Genomic DNA, 16,250 nt, shown 5'->3' on the forward strand with positions numbered 1-16,250 from the left:
TCCGCGCCATGAGCCAGCCACCGGGGCCGCTGCGCCCGGACCAGCAGCAGGAGATCGTCCGCCGGATCGCGGCGGTGCTGACGTCGCAGGTGCCGCCGGGGTGGCGCCAGCTGCGCGTCGAGTACCGCGCTGCCGGGCGGCACGTCGAAGCCGATCTGCTGGTGACCGGGCCGGACGGCGTGCCCCGGCCCGGACAGCCGCACCCGGAAGCGGTGCGGCTGCTCGGGGTGCTGCGCTCGGGCATGTACCAGCCCGGCTTCGGCACGTGGCTGGGCGCGATCCTGGTGTTCGAGCCGGCGCAGCCACCCGACGTCGACTTCGTGCGGCCGGACCTCGAACCGCCGTTCCGGCAGCAGCCGCCGCCGGTCGGGTTCCAGGACGAGCTGCGGTTCTTCCCGCGCGCGGACGAGCACATCCCGGCCTGGCTGCGCGAGCGCGCCGGGCTGACCCCGCCGGTCGCCGAGGGCGGGGTGCGCACGCCGCGGATCTACGACGGCGTCGACGCGGCGGGCAAGCCGCTGGTCCGGCGCCGTCCGCTCGTCCCGGCGGAGGCCGAGCGGGTGCTCGCGTACCTCGACGCGGCACCGGTCATCCTGGCCTCGCGCAGCAACGGCCCGGACGCGTTCGCGCCGGACCGCACGGACGCGGTGCCGATGAACTTCCGCACCGACGGGGCCTGGGCGTGGCCCGGCGCGGTGGCGTACTACCTGCGTGAGCACGGCGTGCCGCCGGACCCGGACCTGGTCGCCCACATCCGGGCCCGCCGCTTCACCGCGCCGGCGGAGGTCCCCGAGCCCGCCAAGGACCTGGCTCTCGCGGCGATCACCGGGGAAGAACCGTGACCTCCGGGGCTTCGCCAACTGAACCCCCGAAGAACCCTCAGACGACCGTGTAGCCCGCGTTCGTCAGCGCGACCTCGACTTCCTTGCAGTGCTCGGGGCCGCGGGTCTCCAGGGACAGCACGACGTCGGCCTCACCGAGGTCCAGGCTGCCGGAGATGCGGGAATGCTCGACGTCGAGGACGTTCGCGCCCAGCTCGCTGACGCACGACAGCACGCCCACGAGTGACCCCGGGCGGTCCGGGACCCGCAACCTCAGGTGCAGGTAGCGCCCGCCCGCCGTCATGCCGTGCTGGATGATCTGCAGCAGCAGCACCGGATCGACGTTGCCGCCGGAGAGGATCGCCACCACCGGGGGCTCGAACTCGCCGGGGTGCTGCAGCAGCGCGGCGACCGTGGCCGCGCCGGCCGGCTCGACCACCAGCTTCCGCCGCTCCAGGCACAGCAGGACGGCACGGGAGAGGAACTGCTCGGACACCGTCACGACGTCGTCGACCAGCGACTCGACGTGGGCGAAGCTGACCAGGCCGGGTTCGCCGACCGCGATCCCGTCCGCCATGGTCGAGGTCGTGCTCAGCCGCACCGGCGCGCCCGCGGCCAGCGACGGCGGGTACGCGGCGGCTTCCTCGGCCTGGACGCCGACGACGCGGACGTCCGGGCGCAGCGCCTTCACCGCCGACGCCACTCCGCCGACCAGCCCGCCGCCGCCGGTGGCGACCAGGATGGTCTTCACGCCCGGTACCTGCTCGAGGATCTCGAGGCCGACCGTGCCCTGGCCGGCGATGACGTCCGGGTGGTCGAAGGGGTGGATGAACACCGCCCCGGTCCGCTCGCCGAACTCGATCGCGGCCCGCAGCGTCTCTTCCAGGAGCGCGCCGTGCAGGTGGACGTCGGCGCCGTAGCCGCGGGTGGCGGCGAGCTTCGGCAGCGGGGCCCGCAGCGGCATGAAAACGGTCGACTTGGCGCCGAGCAGCGACGACGCCAGCGCGACGCCCTGCGCGTGGTTGCCGGCGCTGGCCGCGACGACGCCCCGCTCGCGTTCGGCCACGGTCAGGCCGTGGATGCGGGTGTAGGCGCCGCGGATCTTGAACGACCCCGTCCGCTGCAGGTTTTCGCACTTCAGGTGCACTGGACCGCCGTGGAGCCGGCGCAGGTCGCGCGCGTGCTCCATCGGCGTCACCCGGGTCACTCCTTTGAGGAGTTCCCGGGCGGCCTGGATCCGCTCGAGGGTGACGAGTTCCATGGGCCGGACTATGCCACTCAGGAACTCCACAGGTTGACCGGACCGTGAGCCGGGTACCCTGGGTCGCGTCAACAGGCGGTAAACAAGGAGCAACCATGGCACCGGGGAACGACGCGAACACGGCCCGACGGGCTCGCGCCACCCGCTCCGCCGGGCTGCTCCCGCTCGTGATCGGGCTGGCCTCGGCCGCCGCGCTGACGGGTGCCGCGTACTTCACCGTGGACAACGCCTCGTGCGGCTCCCCGGCCCAGTACATCCGCCACGACAGCCACGTCGAACTGGTCGGCGGCTGCGTCGACGGCGCGAAGCTGCCGGCCGCCGGCACGTCGTCGCCCGGCGGCGTCGTGCACGGCAACTACAACCCCTGACCTGGCGGGTTACCTCCGTGTTCCCCGGGAACACGAAAGTGCCTTCTTCCGCTGGTCGCGTCGGCCCTTGATGATCATCGGGTGACCACCGTCCACGAGCCGGGCCGCGGTCCCGGACCCGCCAAGCCCACCGAAGAAGCGTCGAGCCGGCTGCTGGCCGCCCACAGCCTGGGCGCACTGGCCACCGTCAACCGCGGCGGCTTTCCGCACCTGTCCACGGTCGCCTACGCCTGGGATCCGGCCGAGCGCGTGGTGCGGATCGGCTCCACGGCGGGGCGCGCGAAGGTCCGCCAGCTCGCGCGTGACCCGCACGCGGCGCTCCACGTCACCAGCGCCGACCACCTGGCTTTCGCCGTCGCCGAAGGCCTGGCCGCAGTGTCGCCGGTCAGTTCGGTGCCCGGGGACGAGACCGGCCGGGAGCTGCTCGCGATGCAGGCGCCGTTCGCCGATCCCGGCGACGAGGCCGCGTTCCTGCGGAACATGGTCGAGGACCGCCGCGTGGTCATCCGGCTCCGGGTGGACCGGCTCTACGGCGGCGGCCTCGACGTGAGCTGAGCCTCAGCCCAGCGCGGCCAGCAGGTCCGCGACCAGGTCGCGGCCGTCTTCGATGCCGACCGAGAGGCGCAGCAGGTCGGCCGGGACCTGGAGGGTCGAACCCGCCGTGCTCGCGTGGGTCATCTTGCCCGGGTGCTCGATCAGCGACTCGACGCCGCCGAGCGACTCGGCGAGGATGAACAGCTTCGTGCGCGAAGCCACCTCCAGCGCGGCCTGTTCGCCGTCCACGTGGCGGAAGGAGACCATCCCGCCGAAGCGGCGCATCTGCTTGGCCGCGGTCTCGTGGCCGGGGTGCTCCGGCAGGCCCGGGTAGTAGACCTTCGTCACCTTCGGGTGCTTGATCAGCGCCTGGACGATCTTCTCGGCGTTGTCGCTGTGCCGCTCCATGCGCAGGGCGAGGGTCTTGACGCCCCGCAGCGTCAGCCACGCGTCGAACGGCCCCGGCACCGCGCCCGCGGTGTTGCGCAGGAAGAAGAACTGCTCGCGCAGTTCGTCCTCGTTCGTGATGATCGCGCCGCCGACGACGTCGGCGTGGCCGCCGAGGTACTTGGTCGTGGAGTGCAGGACGATGTCCGCGCCCAGCGCCAGCGGGTTCTGCAGGTACGGCGTCGCGAAGGTGTTGTCGACCACCAGGCGGGCACCGGCGTCGTGCGCGACCCCGGCCAGCGCGGCGATGTCCGCGATGCCCAGCATCGGGTTGGTCGGCGACTCGCACCAGATCAGCTTGGTCTCGGGCCGGATCGCGGCGCGCACCTCGTCGAGGTCCGCGAGGTCGGCGACGGTGTGCTCGACGCCCCAGAGGCTGAGCACCTTGTCGATCAGGCGGAACGTGCCGCCGTAGGCGTCGTTGCCGAGCACGAGGTGGTCACCGGGGCGGAGGGTACTGCGCAGCACCACGTCGGAGGCGGCCATGCCGGACGCGAAGGCCAGCGCGTGCCGGCCGCCTTCCAGCGAGGCCAGCGCCTCCTCCAGCGCCGAACGGGTCGGGTTCGCGGTGCGCGAGTACTCGTAGTCGCCCTCGCGGGTACCGCCCACGCCGTCCTGCGCGTAGGTCGAGGTCTGGTAGATCGGCACGGTCACCGCGCCGGTGCGGGGATCGGGCTTCTGACCGGCGTGGATCGCGCGGGTCTCGAAGCCGAGTACGGAGTAGTCGTCCACCATCGGTTCAGCGTACGGGCCGCCCCTGGCATTCCCGGCAGGTGGGATGGATCTCAGCGCCGTGTCCAGCGGCGGTGGCGATCGGGACGAGCGTGACGGTGGGTGACCGGGCATTCGGGCGCGAGCACGGCTGACCGCCCAACCAACCCGACCGGCCCACGCCGACCGCCGTCAGCACCCCGGCGCAACCACCACGAACGACCAAGTCACCGGGCGGGCGCGGATCCTTGCGTCCAGCGGGAACCGCGGTGCCCGCGCGGCCGCGGCGGCGCCACGGCCGCCATTCACCAGCTCCGGGACGAGTACGCGCCCTGGCCGGACAGCACCGGGACCGCGGACGTGCGGTACCGCAGGTAGCGGAACGTCGGCGGCAGGAACGCCAGCACCAGCACGAGCACCGCCAGCGCGGCCAGGCCGACGCGGTCGGCCATCGCGAACCCGCCGTGGGTGAACATCGCGTCGGCGAACCGGGCCGGCGGGACGCCCACCGACATCGGCTCGGTGAGCAGGGCACCGATGGCCAGCAGCGCGCCCAGGCCGAGCAGGACCGCTCCCGCCGTCGCGCGGAAGAGCGTCGCCAGCGAACCGAGGAGCAGCACCAGGCCCGCGACGACGTAGGCGGCGAGGTCCACCAGGACCCAGCCCGGCAGCGCGCCGAGGCTGAATTCCGCCGGCATGTCGAGGAAGGTCTTGACCGGCACGTATCCCGCGGCGACCGCGCCCGGAAAACCGAGCACGCCGGCGAGGACCGCCGTTACTCCGGATGGCCGAGCCGATGAATACGAATGCGAATGCGACACCGGATAACGGTGCGGACCGGTCACATCTCCCCCATCAGCCGAGCACAGGACGACGGCGTTCACCCTAGTCGGAATTCGGGGGCAGGAGTCGGGAATGAGAACGGAATTCGGCCGGACGGCGGAACCCAAGATCATTTCTGTGCGGTAGTGGCAGAAATGCGTCACGCGATTACGGGCTGTGGTGCCGCTCGTTTATTGTCCTTTTCGGACAATTACCGGCCCGGAAATGCGCGTGCCCCGGAGCCGAATCGGCTCCGGGGCACGGAATGCGCGCTTCAGTTCACCACTGCTGCTGCGGGGGCTGGCCCGGCTGGCCGAACCCGCCGCTCGGCGGACCCTGCTGGCCCGGCGGCTGCCCCCAGCCCTGCGGCGGCTGACCAGGCTGTCCCGGCTGGCCCGGCTGGCCCGGCTGACCGTGCTGACCTGGCTGGCCGTACCCGCCAGGCTGGCCGTACCCACCGGGCTGCCCCGGCTGGCCGTACCCGCCCTGCTGACCCGGCTGCGGGAAGCCCCCGCTCGACGGCTGCGGGAACCCGCCGCTGGACGGGTTGGGGCCGCCCGGCTGGCCGTAGCCGCCTGGCTGACCGTAGCCCTGACCCGGCTGACCTGGCTGACCATGCTGGCCGTAGCCACCCGGCTGGCCGTAGCCCTGCGGCGGCTGGCCCGGCTGACCGTGCTGACCCGGCTGGCCAAAACCGCCCGGCTGCTGCTGGCCGCCGAAGCCCGGGGGCGGCCCGCCGAAGCCCTGCGGCCCGCCCGGACCCCCCGGTGCGGCACTGCCGTCGCCGAGGCCGACGAACTGCCGAGTCGCCGGGATGAGCCCGACGACGCCGACGATCAGGATGAGGATGCCGAGGATCAGCGGCGGCAGGCCGAGGCCGAACGTGTCCCGCTCGGTGGCGGACGCCTGCGCGAGCGTCTCGGCGTTCGGCGTCATCCCGATCTTGAGCAGCAGGGCGAACAGCGTCAGCACCGCGCCACCCGCGACGATCGCGATCGGGACGAACTTGCGGATCCCGCCCAGCTTGCCCACCAGCGCCAGGCCGACGCCGCCGGCCAGCGAGATCAGCGAGCCCAGCAGGATCATAATGACGTAGAACCAGACCAAGCCCGGCCCGATGAGCCCGGCCGAGTCCAGCACCCGCTGGATCGCGGCCTGGTCGGCCACGCGGTCGAGGAGCGCCGAATAGTCGCTCGCGTCACCCATGTAGGCGAACGAGTAGATCAGCGCGGCCAGCGCCAGCAGCGTGACCACGCCGCCGGCGATGTAGCCGAACAGGCCGTTGCCGCCCGCGGCCGGCCCGCCGAAGGCAGGCTGCTGCGGCCCGCCGAAGCCGGGCTGCTGCGGGCCACCGAACCCGGGTGCCCCGAAACCCTGCGGCGGCTGGCCCGGCTGACCGTAGCCCGGCTGCTGCCCGAAGCCACCCGGCTGTTGCCCGTACCCGCCCGGCTGCTGGCCGTACCCACCGGGCTGCTGGCCGAAGGCAGCGCCCGGGTTGTCGGCCGCGCTCGGCGGCGGGGTGTACGGGATCGCCGGCGGCTGGGAGCCCGGGGGCACCAGCTGCGTCGACTCCGCGACCGGGCCACCACCGCCCGGGTTCACCATCTGGGTCGCGTTCGCGTCGACCGGCGGCATCGCCTGGGTCGCCCCGCCGTCACCCGGCTGACCCGGCTGGACGACCTGGGTCGGCTCCGGCGTCTCCCCGAACGGGGAACCGCCGTGGGGCTGGGCGGGCTGCACCACCTGGGTCGGCTCGGGGCTGCTGAACGGGTCGTCCTGCTGCGGCTGGGGGCCACTCGGCGGGCCCTGAGGTGGCTGGCCGCCACCCCACGGCTGGTTCGGTGGCTGCGGTGCACTCATGTGGGTCTTGAACCCCCTTGACGAGGACGCGAAAGTGTTCTATTTGCGCCCACGCTATCGGATCACCCGGCAGGGCGCTCGCAAACGCCCCGGCCGGGTCCGCCGATCAATGCTCTTCCGCGGCCGGAGTCAGCGACCGGCCAGGAAGCCCAGGAGGTCGTGCCGGGTGAGGACCCCGGCCGGCTTGCCGTCGACCAGCACGAGCGCGCCGTCGGCCCCCACGAGCGCGGTCATCGCCGCGCCCACCTGCTCGCCGCCGCCGATCGTCGGCAGCGGCGGGGACATGTGCTGCTCGAGCCGGTCGGCCAGCTGCGCCTTGCCGGTGAACAGCGCGTCGAGCAGGTCGCGCTCGTTGACGGCGCCGACGACCTCGGCGGCCATCACCGGCGGCTCCGCGCTGACGACGGGCATCTGGCTCACGCCGAATTCGGAGAGGATCGCGACGGCCTCGGCGACGGTCTCGTTCGGGTGGGAGTGCACCAGGGCCGGCAGGTGCCCGCTCTTCTTGGTGAGCACGTCGGCGACCGTCGCGCCGGAGGAGTCGGGCGGCAGGAAGCCGTAGGAGGACATCCAGGTGTCGTTGAAGACCTTCGTCATGTAGCCGCGGCCGCCGTCGGGCAGCAGCACGACCACGACGTCGTCCTCGGTGAGCCGCTCGGCGAGCTTCAGCGCGGCCGCGACGGCCATCCCGCAGGAGCCGCCGACCAGCAGGCCCTCCTCCAGCGCGAGGCGCCGGGTGATCTGGAAGGAGTCGGCGTCGGAGACCGGGATGATCTCGTCGGCGATGTCCCGGTCGTAGGTGTCCGGCCAGAAGTCCTCGCCGACGCCTTCGACCAGGTACGGCCGCCCGCTGCCGCCGGAGTAGACCGAGCCCTCCGGGTCGGCGCCGACCACCTGCACGGCGCCGTCGCTGACCTCCTTGAGGTACTTGCCGGTGCCGGAGATCGTGCCGCCGGTGCCCACGCCCGCGACGAAGTGCGTGATCTTGCCTTCGGTCTGCGTCCACAGCTCCGGGCCGGTCGAGCGGTAGTGGCTCTCCGGGTTCTGCGGGTTGGCGTACTGGTTGGGCTTCCAGGCGCCCTCGATCTCGCGGACCAGGCGGTCGGAGACGTTGTAGTAGGAGTCCGGGTGCTCGGGCGCGACCGCCGTCGGGCACACCACGACCCGGGCGCCGTACGCCTTGAGCACGTTGCGCTTGTCCTCGCTGACCTTGTCCGGGCAGACGAACACGCACCGGTAGCCCTTGCGCTGGGCGACCATGGCCAGGCCGACGCCGGTGTTGCCGGACGTCGGCTCCACGATCGTGCCGCCGGGGCGCAGCTCGCCGGATGCTTCGGCGGCTTCGACCATGCGCAGCGCGATGCGGTCCTTGACCGAGCCACCCGGGTTCAGGTACTCGACCTTGGCCAGCACGAGCGGCTTGAGCCCCTTGGTCAACGAGTTCAGCTTGACCAGCGGGGTGTTGCCCACGAGGTCTGCGATGTGCTCTGCGTACTCCACGACCGCCAGCCTAAACGGCCGACCCGTGGCGTTGTCCACTCGCTGTCCGGTCACCCGTTCCGGTGCGGACCACCCGGCGCCGGGAGTGGCGCAGGTCGCGTTCGGCTTTGACCGCGCCGCCGTACCCGGCACTATGGTGAGCAACTGCTTAGCTCGCGATACGAGGATGTGTCACGTCATGCCTGAAGCCGTCATCGTCTCCACCGCTCGCTCGCCCATCGGGCGGGCCAACAAGGGCTCGCTGGTCGGCATGCGGCCCGACGACCTGACCGTGCAGATGGTCCGGGCGGCGCTGGCCAAGGTGCCGCAGCTGGACCCGGCCGACATCGACGACCTGATGCTGGGCTGCGGCCTGCCGGGCGGCGAGTCCGGGTTCAACATGGGCCGCGCGGTCGCCGTCGAACTGGGCTACGACCACCTGCCCGGCTGCACGATCACCCGGTACTGCTCCTCCAGCCTGCAGACCACCCGGATGGCGTTCCACGCGATCAAGGCGGGCGAGGGCGACGTCTTCATCTCGGCCGGCGTCGAGACCGTCTCGCGGTTTTCGAAGGGCAGCTCGGACTCCTGGCCCGACACGCACAACCCGCTGTTCGCCGACGCCGAGGCGCGCACGCAGGCGACCGCCGAGTCCGGCACCGACACCTGGACCGACCCGCGCACCGAGGGCAACGTGCCGGACGTCTACATCGCGATGGGCCAGACCGCGGAGAACCTGGCGCGGCTGAAGGGCGTCACGCGCGAGGAGATGGACGAGTTCGGCGTCCGCTCGCAGAACCTGGCCGAGAAGGCCATCGCGGACGGCTTCTGGGCCAAGGACATCACGCCGGTGACGCTGCCGGACGGCACGGTCGTCTCGAAGGACGACGGCCCGCGCGCCGGCGTCACCGTGGAAGGCGTCTCCGGCCTGAAGCCGGTGTTCCGCCCGGACGGCCGCGTGACGGCGGGTAACTGCTGCGCGCTCAACGACGGCGCGGCGGCGCTGGTCGTCATGTCCGACACGAAGGCGCGCGAGCTGGGCCTGACGCCGCTGGCGCGGATCGTGTCCACCGGTGTCACCGGGCTTTCGCCGGAGATCATGGGCTACGGCCCGGTCGAGGCGTCCAAGCAGGCGCTTTCGCGCGCGGGGCTGTCGATCGGCGACATCGACCTGGTCGAGATCAACGAGGCGTTCGCGGCGCAGGTCATCCCGTCCTACCAGGACCTGGGCATCGACCTGGACCGGCTGAACGTCAACGGCGGCGCGATCGCGGTCGGCCACCCGTTCGGCATGACCGGCGCCCGGATCACCTCGACGCTGATCAATTCCCTGCAGCACCACGACAAGCAGTTCGGCCTCGAGACGATGTGCGTCGGCGGCGGCCAGGGCATGGCGCTGATCATCGAGCGCCTTTCCTGACCCCTGAACGCGAAGAAGGCCCCCTCGCCGGTACAGCGAGGGGGCCTTCTTCGTCAGGTCACGGCTATTCGTTCGTCTTGACGCACATCGTCGTCGCCGGCTCCGGGTACACCGCGACGCGCGTGGCGTCGGTGCCCTCGCAGACGCTCTTGTCGGCCTGGCCCGTCACGACCTTGACGAGCTCGCCGTCCTTGGCCGGGTCGGTGCACGGGACCTTCAGGTAGCCCTTGGTCTGCGACGTGAAGTTCGCCAGGCAGTCGCCCTGCTTCGCGTTGATCATCAGGCACAGCTTGTACGAGCTGCGGCCGCTGACCGAGTACGTGTCGTAGCCCGCGTCGGACCCGCCGGGGCAGTTCTCGGAGGAGGTGTCGAGCTTCTTGGCGATCTTGACGTTCGCCTTCGGGTCGTTGCAGTCGGCCTTCGCCGGGTCGTCGCCGCCCTGGGTGAACTCGGTGATCGTGAGGCAGTCACCGGCGTTCGCGGTGGCCGGCGACTTCATGAAGGCGAAGACCCCCACGATGATCAGGCCGATCAGCACGAAGGCACCGATGCCACCCAGGATCAGGCCGAGGGCCTTCGAGCGCTTCGGCGGGGCCGGCGGCGCGGGCGGGAAACCGGGCTGGCCGGGCGGGAACTGGCCCGGCGGGAACTGGCCGGGCGGCGGGCCGTACGGGCCCGGCTGGCCCTGCGGCGGCGGGCCGTACTGGCCCGGCTGGCCGTACGGCTGCTGCGGCTGGCCGCCCGAAGGCGGTCCGTAAGGATCGGGCTGACCCACCGGCTGCTGGCCCCCGGGGGCCGGAGGGGGAACGCTCACTGTGAACCTCACACATGTGAAATGAGAACCGACCGGCTCATCCAACACGCAGGGTGATCGCCATCCGCAGCGGGGTCCACAAATGCACGAATTACCCACAGAAAAGGCGCCCCGCCGATTACGGAGCGCCTTCACTGCGGGACTGTGAGCCAGGTTACTCACGGAAGTACGAAAGCAACCGCAGGATCTCGAGGTACAGCCAAACCAGCGTCGTCATCAGGCCGAAGGCGGTGTACCAGGCCCACTTCGACGGCAGGCCCTCGCGGATCATCCGGTCGGCCTGGTCGAAGTCGAGCAGGAAGCTGAACGCGGCGATGCCGATGCAGAGGATGCTGAAGGCGATGGCGAGCGGGCTGCCGTCGCGCAACGGGTTGAAGCCGAAGAACAGCGAGCTGACCAGGTTGAACAGCATCAGGATCGCGACACCGACGACGGCGCCGACGATCCACTTGGTCAGCTTCGGCGTGACCTTGACCGCGCCGGTCTTGTAGACCACCAGCATGCCGATGAAGACGCCGACGGTGCCGATGATCGCCTGCAGCGCGATACCCGGGTAGATCGCCTCGAACACGCCGCTCAGCGCACCGAGGAACAGCCCTTCGGCGGCCGAGTACGTCAGCGTCAGCGCGCCGCTGGGCTTCCGGCGGAAGATGATCACCAGCGAGATGACGAACCCGACGATCAGGCCGCCGAGCATCGCGCCGATGAGCGCACCGGACAGCCGGCCGGTCTCGGCCAGCTGGACCTGCGCCCAGATGCCCGTGATCACCCCGACGAGCAGCGCGACGCCGAGGGACATGCCCGTCTTGACGACGACGTCGTCGACGGTCATCGGGCGGTCGCCCTCGCCGGCGGTGGCCCGGCCCGGGTCGTACCCCGGCACGCCGCCCTGGGGTTGGTTGAAGCCCACCGGGGGCCCGTACTGCCCGTAAGTCTGGGTTCCGCCGCCGGGCAGGTTGCGGAACGCCGGGTTGCTACTGGAACGCACCTGATCCTCCTGGATCTGCTGCTTCGTGGATCATCGCTGCATCGGGTTCAACGACCGCCGGGGACGAGCGGTTCCCGTCGAGTAAAGACAACTTTACTCGACGGCCGTCCCCCGGCCGCCGACGACACGGTAAGCGAGGGGCTGACACGACCGTTCGGCGACAGCCACCCGAAGAGCGGTACACAGTTTCACTGCTTGACGCAACGCTCACCTCGCGTGCTCGGATGTTCACCGAATGCGCGTCGGGGACTTGATCAGTCGTGTGACCTGCAGAGACGCCGGGTGCTGCCGCGCGTCGAACGAAGGAGCATTGACACCATGGGGTGGTCAACACGCCCGCGCGCGGGTGTTCGCGCGCTCACCGGCCTCGTCGCCGCGGCCTTGCTCGGCATCCTTTCCGTGACGGCCGGAGTGCCCGCGGCCTCGGCCGCAACCCAGCAGGGCATCGGGCACGACGTCGGGGGCCAGACCGGCTTCGGCACGGTCTGGCTGGGGTCGTACGTCGTCGGCGGCCAGCAGGTGTTCTGCGTGAGCTTCCTGCTGAAGGCGCCGAACACCGATGAGCAGTACAAGCCCGGCGACGAACTGCTCACCAAGTGGGGCGAGAAGCTGCCCGCCGAGAACGCCGCGAACATCTCGTACCTGCTGCTGCGCTACGGCAACACCAAGAACCCGGACGAAGCGACCGCGCTCGCGCACCTGCTGCACTCGTGGACCGCGGCGCCCCGGACCCCGGACGACCTCAATCCGGACCTGCCCAAGGACAAGATCGCCTACGACGCGCCGGCGCACCTCCAGTACCTGCGCGACCACGGCATGCAGGCCGCGGCCGACGCCGTCGACCGGCTGAAGACGGACGCCGAAACCAACCGCGGGCCGTGGACCGCTTCGATGACCAAGCCCAAGGGCGACCAGCACCTCGGCGAAGCGGCCGAGTGGACCGCCACCGTGAAGAACGCCCAGGGCAAAGGTATCCCGGACGTCCCGGTGAAGCTGACGGCGACCGACGCCACCCTCGGCGACGGGAAGACGGACAGCGCCGCGGGCAACGCGAGCCCGCAGGCCGCCGCGAAGGACGTCACGCTCAAGACCGGCGCGGACGGCACCGTGACGGTGAAGCTGACCCCGACCGGCGACCAGCCGAAGCTGGTGGCCTCGCTGTCCGCGCCGGCCGACCGGCCCTACGTCCGGCTGCCGGTGGACACGACGGTGCAGCGCGTGGTCTCCACCGGGGGCGAGAAGGAGCTGACCGCCCAGGGCGTCGTCAACGTCGCCAAGCCCGGCAAGGTCCAGGTGACCAAGACGGACGCGAACACCGGCGCGGGCGTCGGCGGTGCGGTGCTGCGGATCACGGGCAAGGACAAGACGTCCGCCGCGCTCGGGCAGGACGGCAAGCCGCTCACCGGGACCGACGGCAAGCCCGTGGTCGTCACCACCGACGGCAAGACCGGCGGCGTGACGGTCGAGAACCTCCGTGCACCGCAGGAGATCTGCGTCGTCGAGGCGAGCCCGCCGCCGGGATACACGAACGCCTACGACCCGCAGAACCCGCCGTCGGCGTGCGGCACCGTGCAGCCGGGCGAGACGCTCGCGCTGACCGTGACGAACAAGCCGAACGAAGTCCCGCGCGCGATCCCGGCCGGCGATCAGCCGGTCGCCCAGGCGCACGGGGTCGTCGAGACGAGCTACTCCGTGCCGGGCCTGGCGGGCGTCGGCCTGCTCGTGCTGCTGGCAGCCGGGCTGGTCGGCTTCGCCGCGCGGCGGGCGTCCCGGCGGTAAGGCGTGGCGAACCACGACGACGACTGGCGGGGCGACGACTGGTTCGTCGACGAATGGCACCGGAGCACCGGCTGGGCGGCCGTCGACGACGAGCCGCCCGCCGGCCACCGGGATCCGGCCGCGCCGAAGCGCGGCCGGGGTCGGCTGCTCGCCGGCTTCGCACTGGGCGCGGCGACGGTGCTCGGGGTGGAGTACGGCTCCACCGTGGTCGCCGCGGCGCCGGTGACCGTCGTGACCGGCACGGCGCTGCCCGCCTCGGGCGCGGCCGGAGCCGCGGCGCCGGTGCCGTCCCCTTCCCCGACGGCCACCGCTTCCGCGACCCCGGCCGCTCCGGCCGGGCAGCCGCCTTCGTCATCGTCGGCATCGGCGTCACCGGCGCCACCGCCGTCCCTGCCGCCGCAGCGGCCGGGCACCGTGCGGCTGCCCGGCGGCGGGACGGCGACGCTGGTGCGCCAGAACCTCGGCCCGGGCGGCGAACTGCCGGTCCCCGCGAACCTCGGGCAGGCGGCGTGGTGGGGTGCGTCACTCGACGCGGCGGGCGGGGCGAGCGTGTTCGCCGGCCACGTGAACTGGCGGGGCGCGACCGGGCCGTTCGCCGAGCTGTGGAACGAACGGATCGGTGCCGAAGTGACCATTGTGGACAGTGCGGGCAAGACGTGGCGGTACCGGATCTCGCAGCTGGTCACCGTGCACAAGAACGACCTGGCGGCGCGCGCCGACTACCTGTTCGGCCCGTCCGGCCCGCACCGCGTGGTGCTGGTGACGTGCGGCGGCCGCTGGGTCGGCGGATCGGACGGCTACGAGGAGAACCGCGTCGTCATCGCGGACCCGGCCTAAGTTACTCGTGGGTAACATCACGTTTCGAAACGGTGGTCGTGCGCGTCGCCATGCAGCACAATGCCCAGGGTCAGGGCTGTGGCGGCGAGAGGTGTGAAGACGATGGCGACGTTCTTGGTGACCGGGGCGACCGGACTGATCGGGCGTCACTTCACCCGGCTGCTGCTCTCCCGCCCCGACGAGGACCGGGTCGCGCTCGTCGTGCGCGCGTCCTCGCGGGCCAAACTGGCCGCGCTGGTCGACCAGTGGCCGCACTCCGACCGCGTCACGCTGATCACCGGCGACCTCGGCGAGCCGCTGCTGGGCGTGTCCGAAACCGACCGCGAGGAGCTGCGCGGGAACGTCGACCACATCGTCCACCTCGCCGCGCTCTACGACCTCACCGCCGACGACGAAGCCAGCATCAAGGCCAATGTGGACGGTACGCGGGCCGTCGTCGGCCTCGCCGCGGACCTGCGCGCGGGCTGCCTGCACCACGTGTCGTCGGTCGCCGTCGCGGGCGACCACGAAGGCGTGTTCACCGAGGAGATGTTCGACGCCGGGCAGCGGCTGGTCACGCCGTACCACCGGACCAAGTTCGAAGCCGAGAAGATCGTCCGCGAGCAGGACGAGGTGCCGTGGCGGGTGTACCGGCCCGCCGTCGTCGTCGGGCACTCCGAGACCGGCGAAATGGACAAGATCGACGGCCCGTACTACCTCTTCCCCGCTATCAACCGGCTCTCCGGGCTGCCCGACGTGCTGCCGGTCGTCGGCCCGGACCTCGGCGACACCAACATCGTGCCGGTCGACTACGTCGCCAAGGCGCTGCTGGAACTGGTGGTCAAGCCCGGTCTCGACGGGCACGCCTTCCACCTGGTCAACCCCGAACCGCAGCCGGTCGTGTCGGTGTACAACGCCTTCGCTCGGGCCGCGGGCGCGCCGACGATCACCGTGCAGCTGGGCGAAGGCCTCTCGAAGCGGATCATCGGGCTGGTCAAGCTGACCGAGCATATCCCCGGCGTCACCATCGCGCGCGACGCCGTGATGGAGCGGTTCGGCATCCCGCCGGTGCTGCTCGACACGATGGCGTTCCCGTCGGTGTTCTCCTCGGCCGAGACGCGCAAGGCGCTGGCCGGCACCGTGGAGGTCCCCCGGCTGGAGGAGTACGCGCCGACGCTGTGGCGCTACTGGCGCGAGCACCTCGACCCCTTCCGCGCGCGCAAGCACGGCCCCCGCGGCGAACTCGACGGCCGCCGCGTGATCATCACCGGCGCGTCCTCGGGCATCGGCCGCGCGACCGCGCTCAAAGTTGCAGCGGCAGGTGGTGTCCCGCTGCTCGTCGCGCGCCGCCAGCACGAACTGGAAGAGGTCCGCGACGAGATCGTCGCCGCCGGCGGCACGGCGTCGGTGTACCCGGCCGACCTGACCGACGAGGACTCGGTGCGCAAGGCCGTCGACGCCATGCTGGCCGAGCACGGCCGGATCGACATGCTGGTGAACAACGCCGGCCGGTCGATCCGCCGGTCGATCAAGCTGTCCTACGACCGGATGCACGACTACGAGCGCGCGATGGCCATCAACTACTTCGGTGCGGTGCGGCTGATCCTCGCGGTGCTGCCGCACATGTCGGAGCGGAAGTTCGGGCACATCGTGAACGTGTCGTCGATCGGCGTGCAGGGCATCGCGCCGCGCTTCTCGGCGTACGCGGCGTCGAAGGCGGCGCTGGACTACTTCTCGCGGATCGCGGCGACCGAGACGCACGGCGACGGGATCACGTTCACCACCATCCACATGCCGCTGGTGCGCACCCCGATGATCCGCCCGACGAAGATCTACGACGCGTTCCCGACTAAGTCGCCGGAGCAGGCCGCGGACATGGTGATGACGGCGCTCGTCGAGCGGCCGAAGCACATCGGCACCCCGGCCGGGCAGGCGATCGGGCTGGCCTACACGCTCACACCGGGGCTCACCGACGCGATCGCGTACCAGGGGTTCCGGATCTTCCCGGATTCGGCCGCGGCGGGCGGTTCGGGCGAACTCAAGATCGGACGTGGCGAGAAACACCTCTCGCGCGCGGCAATGGCGCTGGCCCGGCTGTCGCGCGGCTTCCACTGGTAACGCAGCGTTTCC

14 protein-coding genes are annotated in these 16,250 nt (G+C 71.5%); 7 read left to right on the forward strand and 7 right to left on the reverse strand.

The features are described 5' to 3' along the window. The first annotated feature begins 8 nt into the window (after nt 1-8). Nucleotides 9-842 (forward strand): hypothetical protein, encoded by an 834-nt coding sequence (locus ISP_RS41840; RefSeq protein ID WP_013229834.1) that lies wholly within the window; start codon nt 9-11, stop codon nt 840-842. 37 nt (nt 843-879) lie between these two features. On the opposite strand, the gene ilvA is transcribed toward ISP_RS41840, so the two are convergent. Then, nucleotides 880-2,082, reverse strand: coding sequence for a threonine ammonia-lyase (gene ilvA, locus ISP_RS41845; RefSeq protein ID WP_013229835.1), 1,203 nt, complete (start codon nt 2,080-2,082; stop codon nt 880-882). A gap of 95 nt (nt 2,083-2,177) precedes the next feature. Here ilvA and ISP_RS41850 point away from each other — a divergent pair, with 95 nt between their 5' ends. Further along, nucleotides 2,178-2,450, forward strand: coding sequence for a hypothetical protein (locus ISP_RS41850; protein ID WP_013229836.1), 273 nt, complete (start codon nt 2,178-2,180; stop codon nt 2,448-2,450). 81 nt (nt 2,451-2,531) lie between these two features. Beyond that, on the forward strand, nt 2,532-3,005 hold the full coding sequence (locus ISP_RS41855) for a TIGR03618 family F420-dependent PPOX class oxidoreductase (RefSeq protein ID WP_013229837.1): 474 nt from the start codon (nt 2,532-2,534) through the stop codon (nt 3,003-3,005). A 3-nt stretch (nt 3,006-3,008) separates the two neighbouring features. On the opposite strand, the gene ISP_RS41860 is transcribed toward ISP_RS41855, so the two are convergent. From ISP_RS41860 to ISP_RS41875, 4 genes are all read right to left on the reverse strand, one after another. Continuing rightward, complete coding sequence (locus ISP_RS41860) at nt 3,009-4,166, reverse strand: cystathionine gamma-synthase (RefSeq protein ID WP_013229838.1); 1,158 nt, start codon at nt 4,164-4,166, stop codon at nt 3,009-3,011. A 281-nt stretch (nt 4,167-4,447) separates the two neighbouring features. Beyond that, nucleotides 4,448-4,900: a hypothetical protein gene (locus ISP_RS41865; RefSeq protein WP_013229839.1), complete on the reverse strand. Its 453-nt coding sequence runs from the start codon at nt 4,898-4,900 to the stop codon at nt 4,448-4,450. 343 nt (nt 4,901-5,243) lie between these two features. After that, on the reverse strand, nt 5,244-6,707 hold the full coding sequence (locus ISP_RS41870; protein WP_013229840.1) for a hypothetical protein: 1,464 nt from the start codon (nt 6,705-6,707) through the stop codon (nt 5,244-5,246). Nucleotides 6,708-6,953: 246 nt separating this feature from the next. Further along, nucleotides 6,954-8,324: a cystathionine beta-synthase gene (locus tag ISP_RS41875; protein WP_013229841.1), complete on the reverse strand. Its 1,371-nt coding sequence runs from the start codon at nt 8,322-8,324 to the stop codon at nt 6,954-6,956. Nucleotides 8,325-8,502: 178 nt separating this feature from the next. Between ISP_RS41875 and ISP_RS41880 the strand changes: the two genes are divergently transcribed. Then, the gene (locus tag ISP_RS41880; RefSeq protein ID WP_013229842.1) at nt 8,503-9,723 is read left to right on the forward strand and encodes an acetyl-CoA C-acetyltransferase; all 1,221 of its coding nucleotides are present in this window, start codon (nt 8,503-8,505) and stop codon (nt 9,721-9,723) included. A gap of 64 nt (nt 9,724-9,787) precedes the next feature. On the opposite strand, the gene ISP_RS41885 is transcribed toward ISP_RS41880, so the two are convergent. Both ISP_RS41885 and ISP_RS41890 read right to left on the reverse strand, forming a co-directional pair. Next, a complete protein-coding gene (locus tag ISP_RS41885; RefSeq protein ID WP_013229843.1) occupies nt 9,788-10,498 on the reverse strand; it encodes an LppU/SCO3897 family protein in 711 nt (236 codons plus the stop codon). Between the two features lie 193 nt (nt 10,499-10,691). Beyond that, entirely contained in the window at nt 10,692-11,525 is an 834-nt protein-coding gene (locus ISP_RS41890; protein WP_013229844.1) for a Bax inhibitor-1/YccA family protein, read from the reverse strand. A 318-nt stretch (nt 11,526-11,843) separates the two neighbouring features. Here ISP_RS41890 and ISP_RS41895 point away from each other — a divergent pair, with 318 nt between their 5' ends. From ISP_RS41895 to ISP_RS41905, 3 genes are all read left to right on the forward strand, one after another. Next, nucleotides 11,844-13,304 carry an MSCRAMM family protein gene (locus tag ISP_RS41895; protein WP_013229845.1) on the forward strand — a complete coding sequence of 487 codons (1,461 nt, stop codon included), beginning with the start codon at nt 11,844-11,846 and terminating at the stop codon, nt 13,302-13,304. A 3-nt stretch (nt 13,305-13,307) separates the two neighbouring features. Next, on the forward strand, nt 13,308-14,141 hold the full coding sequence (locus tag ISP_RS41900; protein WP_013229846.1) for a class F sortase: 834 nt from the start codon (nt 13,308-13,310) through the stop codon (nt 14,139-14,141). Between the two features lie 102 nt (nt 14,142-14,243). Then, entirely contained in the window at nt 14,244-16,238 is a 1,995-nt protein-coding gene (locus tag ISP_RS41905; protein WP_013229847.1) for an SDR family oxidoreductase, read from the forward strand. Nucleotides 16,239-16,250: the final 12 nt, after the last annotated feature.

This window comes from Amycolatopsis mediterranei, assembly GCF_026017845.1.
GTDB classification, from domain to species: Bacteria; Actinomycetota; Actinomycetes; order Mycobacteriales; family Pseudonocardiaceae; genus Amycolatopsis; species Amycolatopsis mediterranei.

Excerpts from the sequence above, each read along its gene's own strand:
- ISP_RS41840 (WP_013229834.1), top strand. The coding sequence starts at position 9 with ATGAGCCAGCCACCGGGGCCGCTGCGCCCGGACCAGCAGCAGGAGATC.
- ilvA (WP_013229835.1), bottom strand. The coding sequence starts at position 2,082 with ATGGAACTCGTCACCCTCGAGCGGATCCAGGCCGCCCGGGAACTCCTC.
- ISP_RS41850 (WP_013229836.1), top strand. The coding sequence starts at position 2,178 with ATGGCACCGGGGAACGACGCGAACACGGCCCGACGGGCTCGCGCCACC.
- ISP_RS41860 (WP_013229838.1), bottom strand. The coding sequence starts at position 4,166 with ATGGTGGACGACTACTCCGTACTCGGCTTCGAGACCCGCGCGATCCAC.
- ISP_RS41880 (WP_013229842.1), top strand. The coding sequence starts at position 8,503 with ATGCCTGAAGCCGTCATCGTCTCCACCGCTCGCTCGCCCATCGGGCGG.
- ISP_RS41895 (WP_013229845.1), top strand. The coding sequence starts at position 11,844 with ATGGGGTGGTCAACACGCCCGCGCGCGGGTGTTCGCGCGCTCACCGGC.
- ISP_RS41905 (WP_013229847.1), top strand. The coding sequence starts at position 14,244 with ATGGCGACGTTCTTGGTGACCGGGGCGACCGGACTGATCGGGCGTCAC.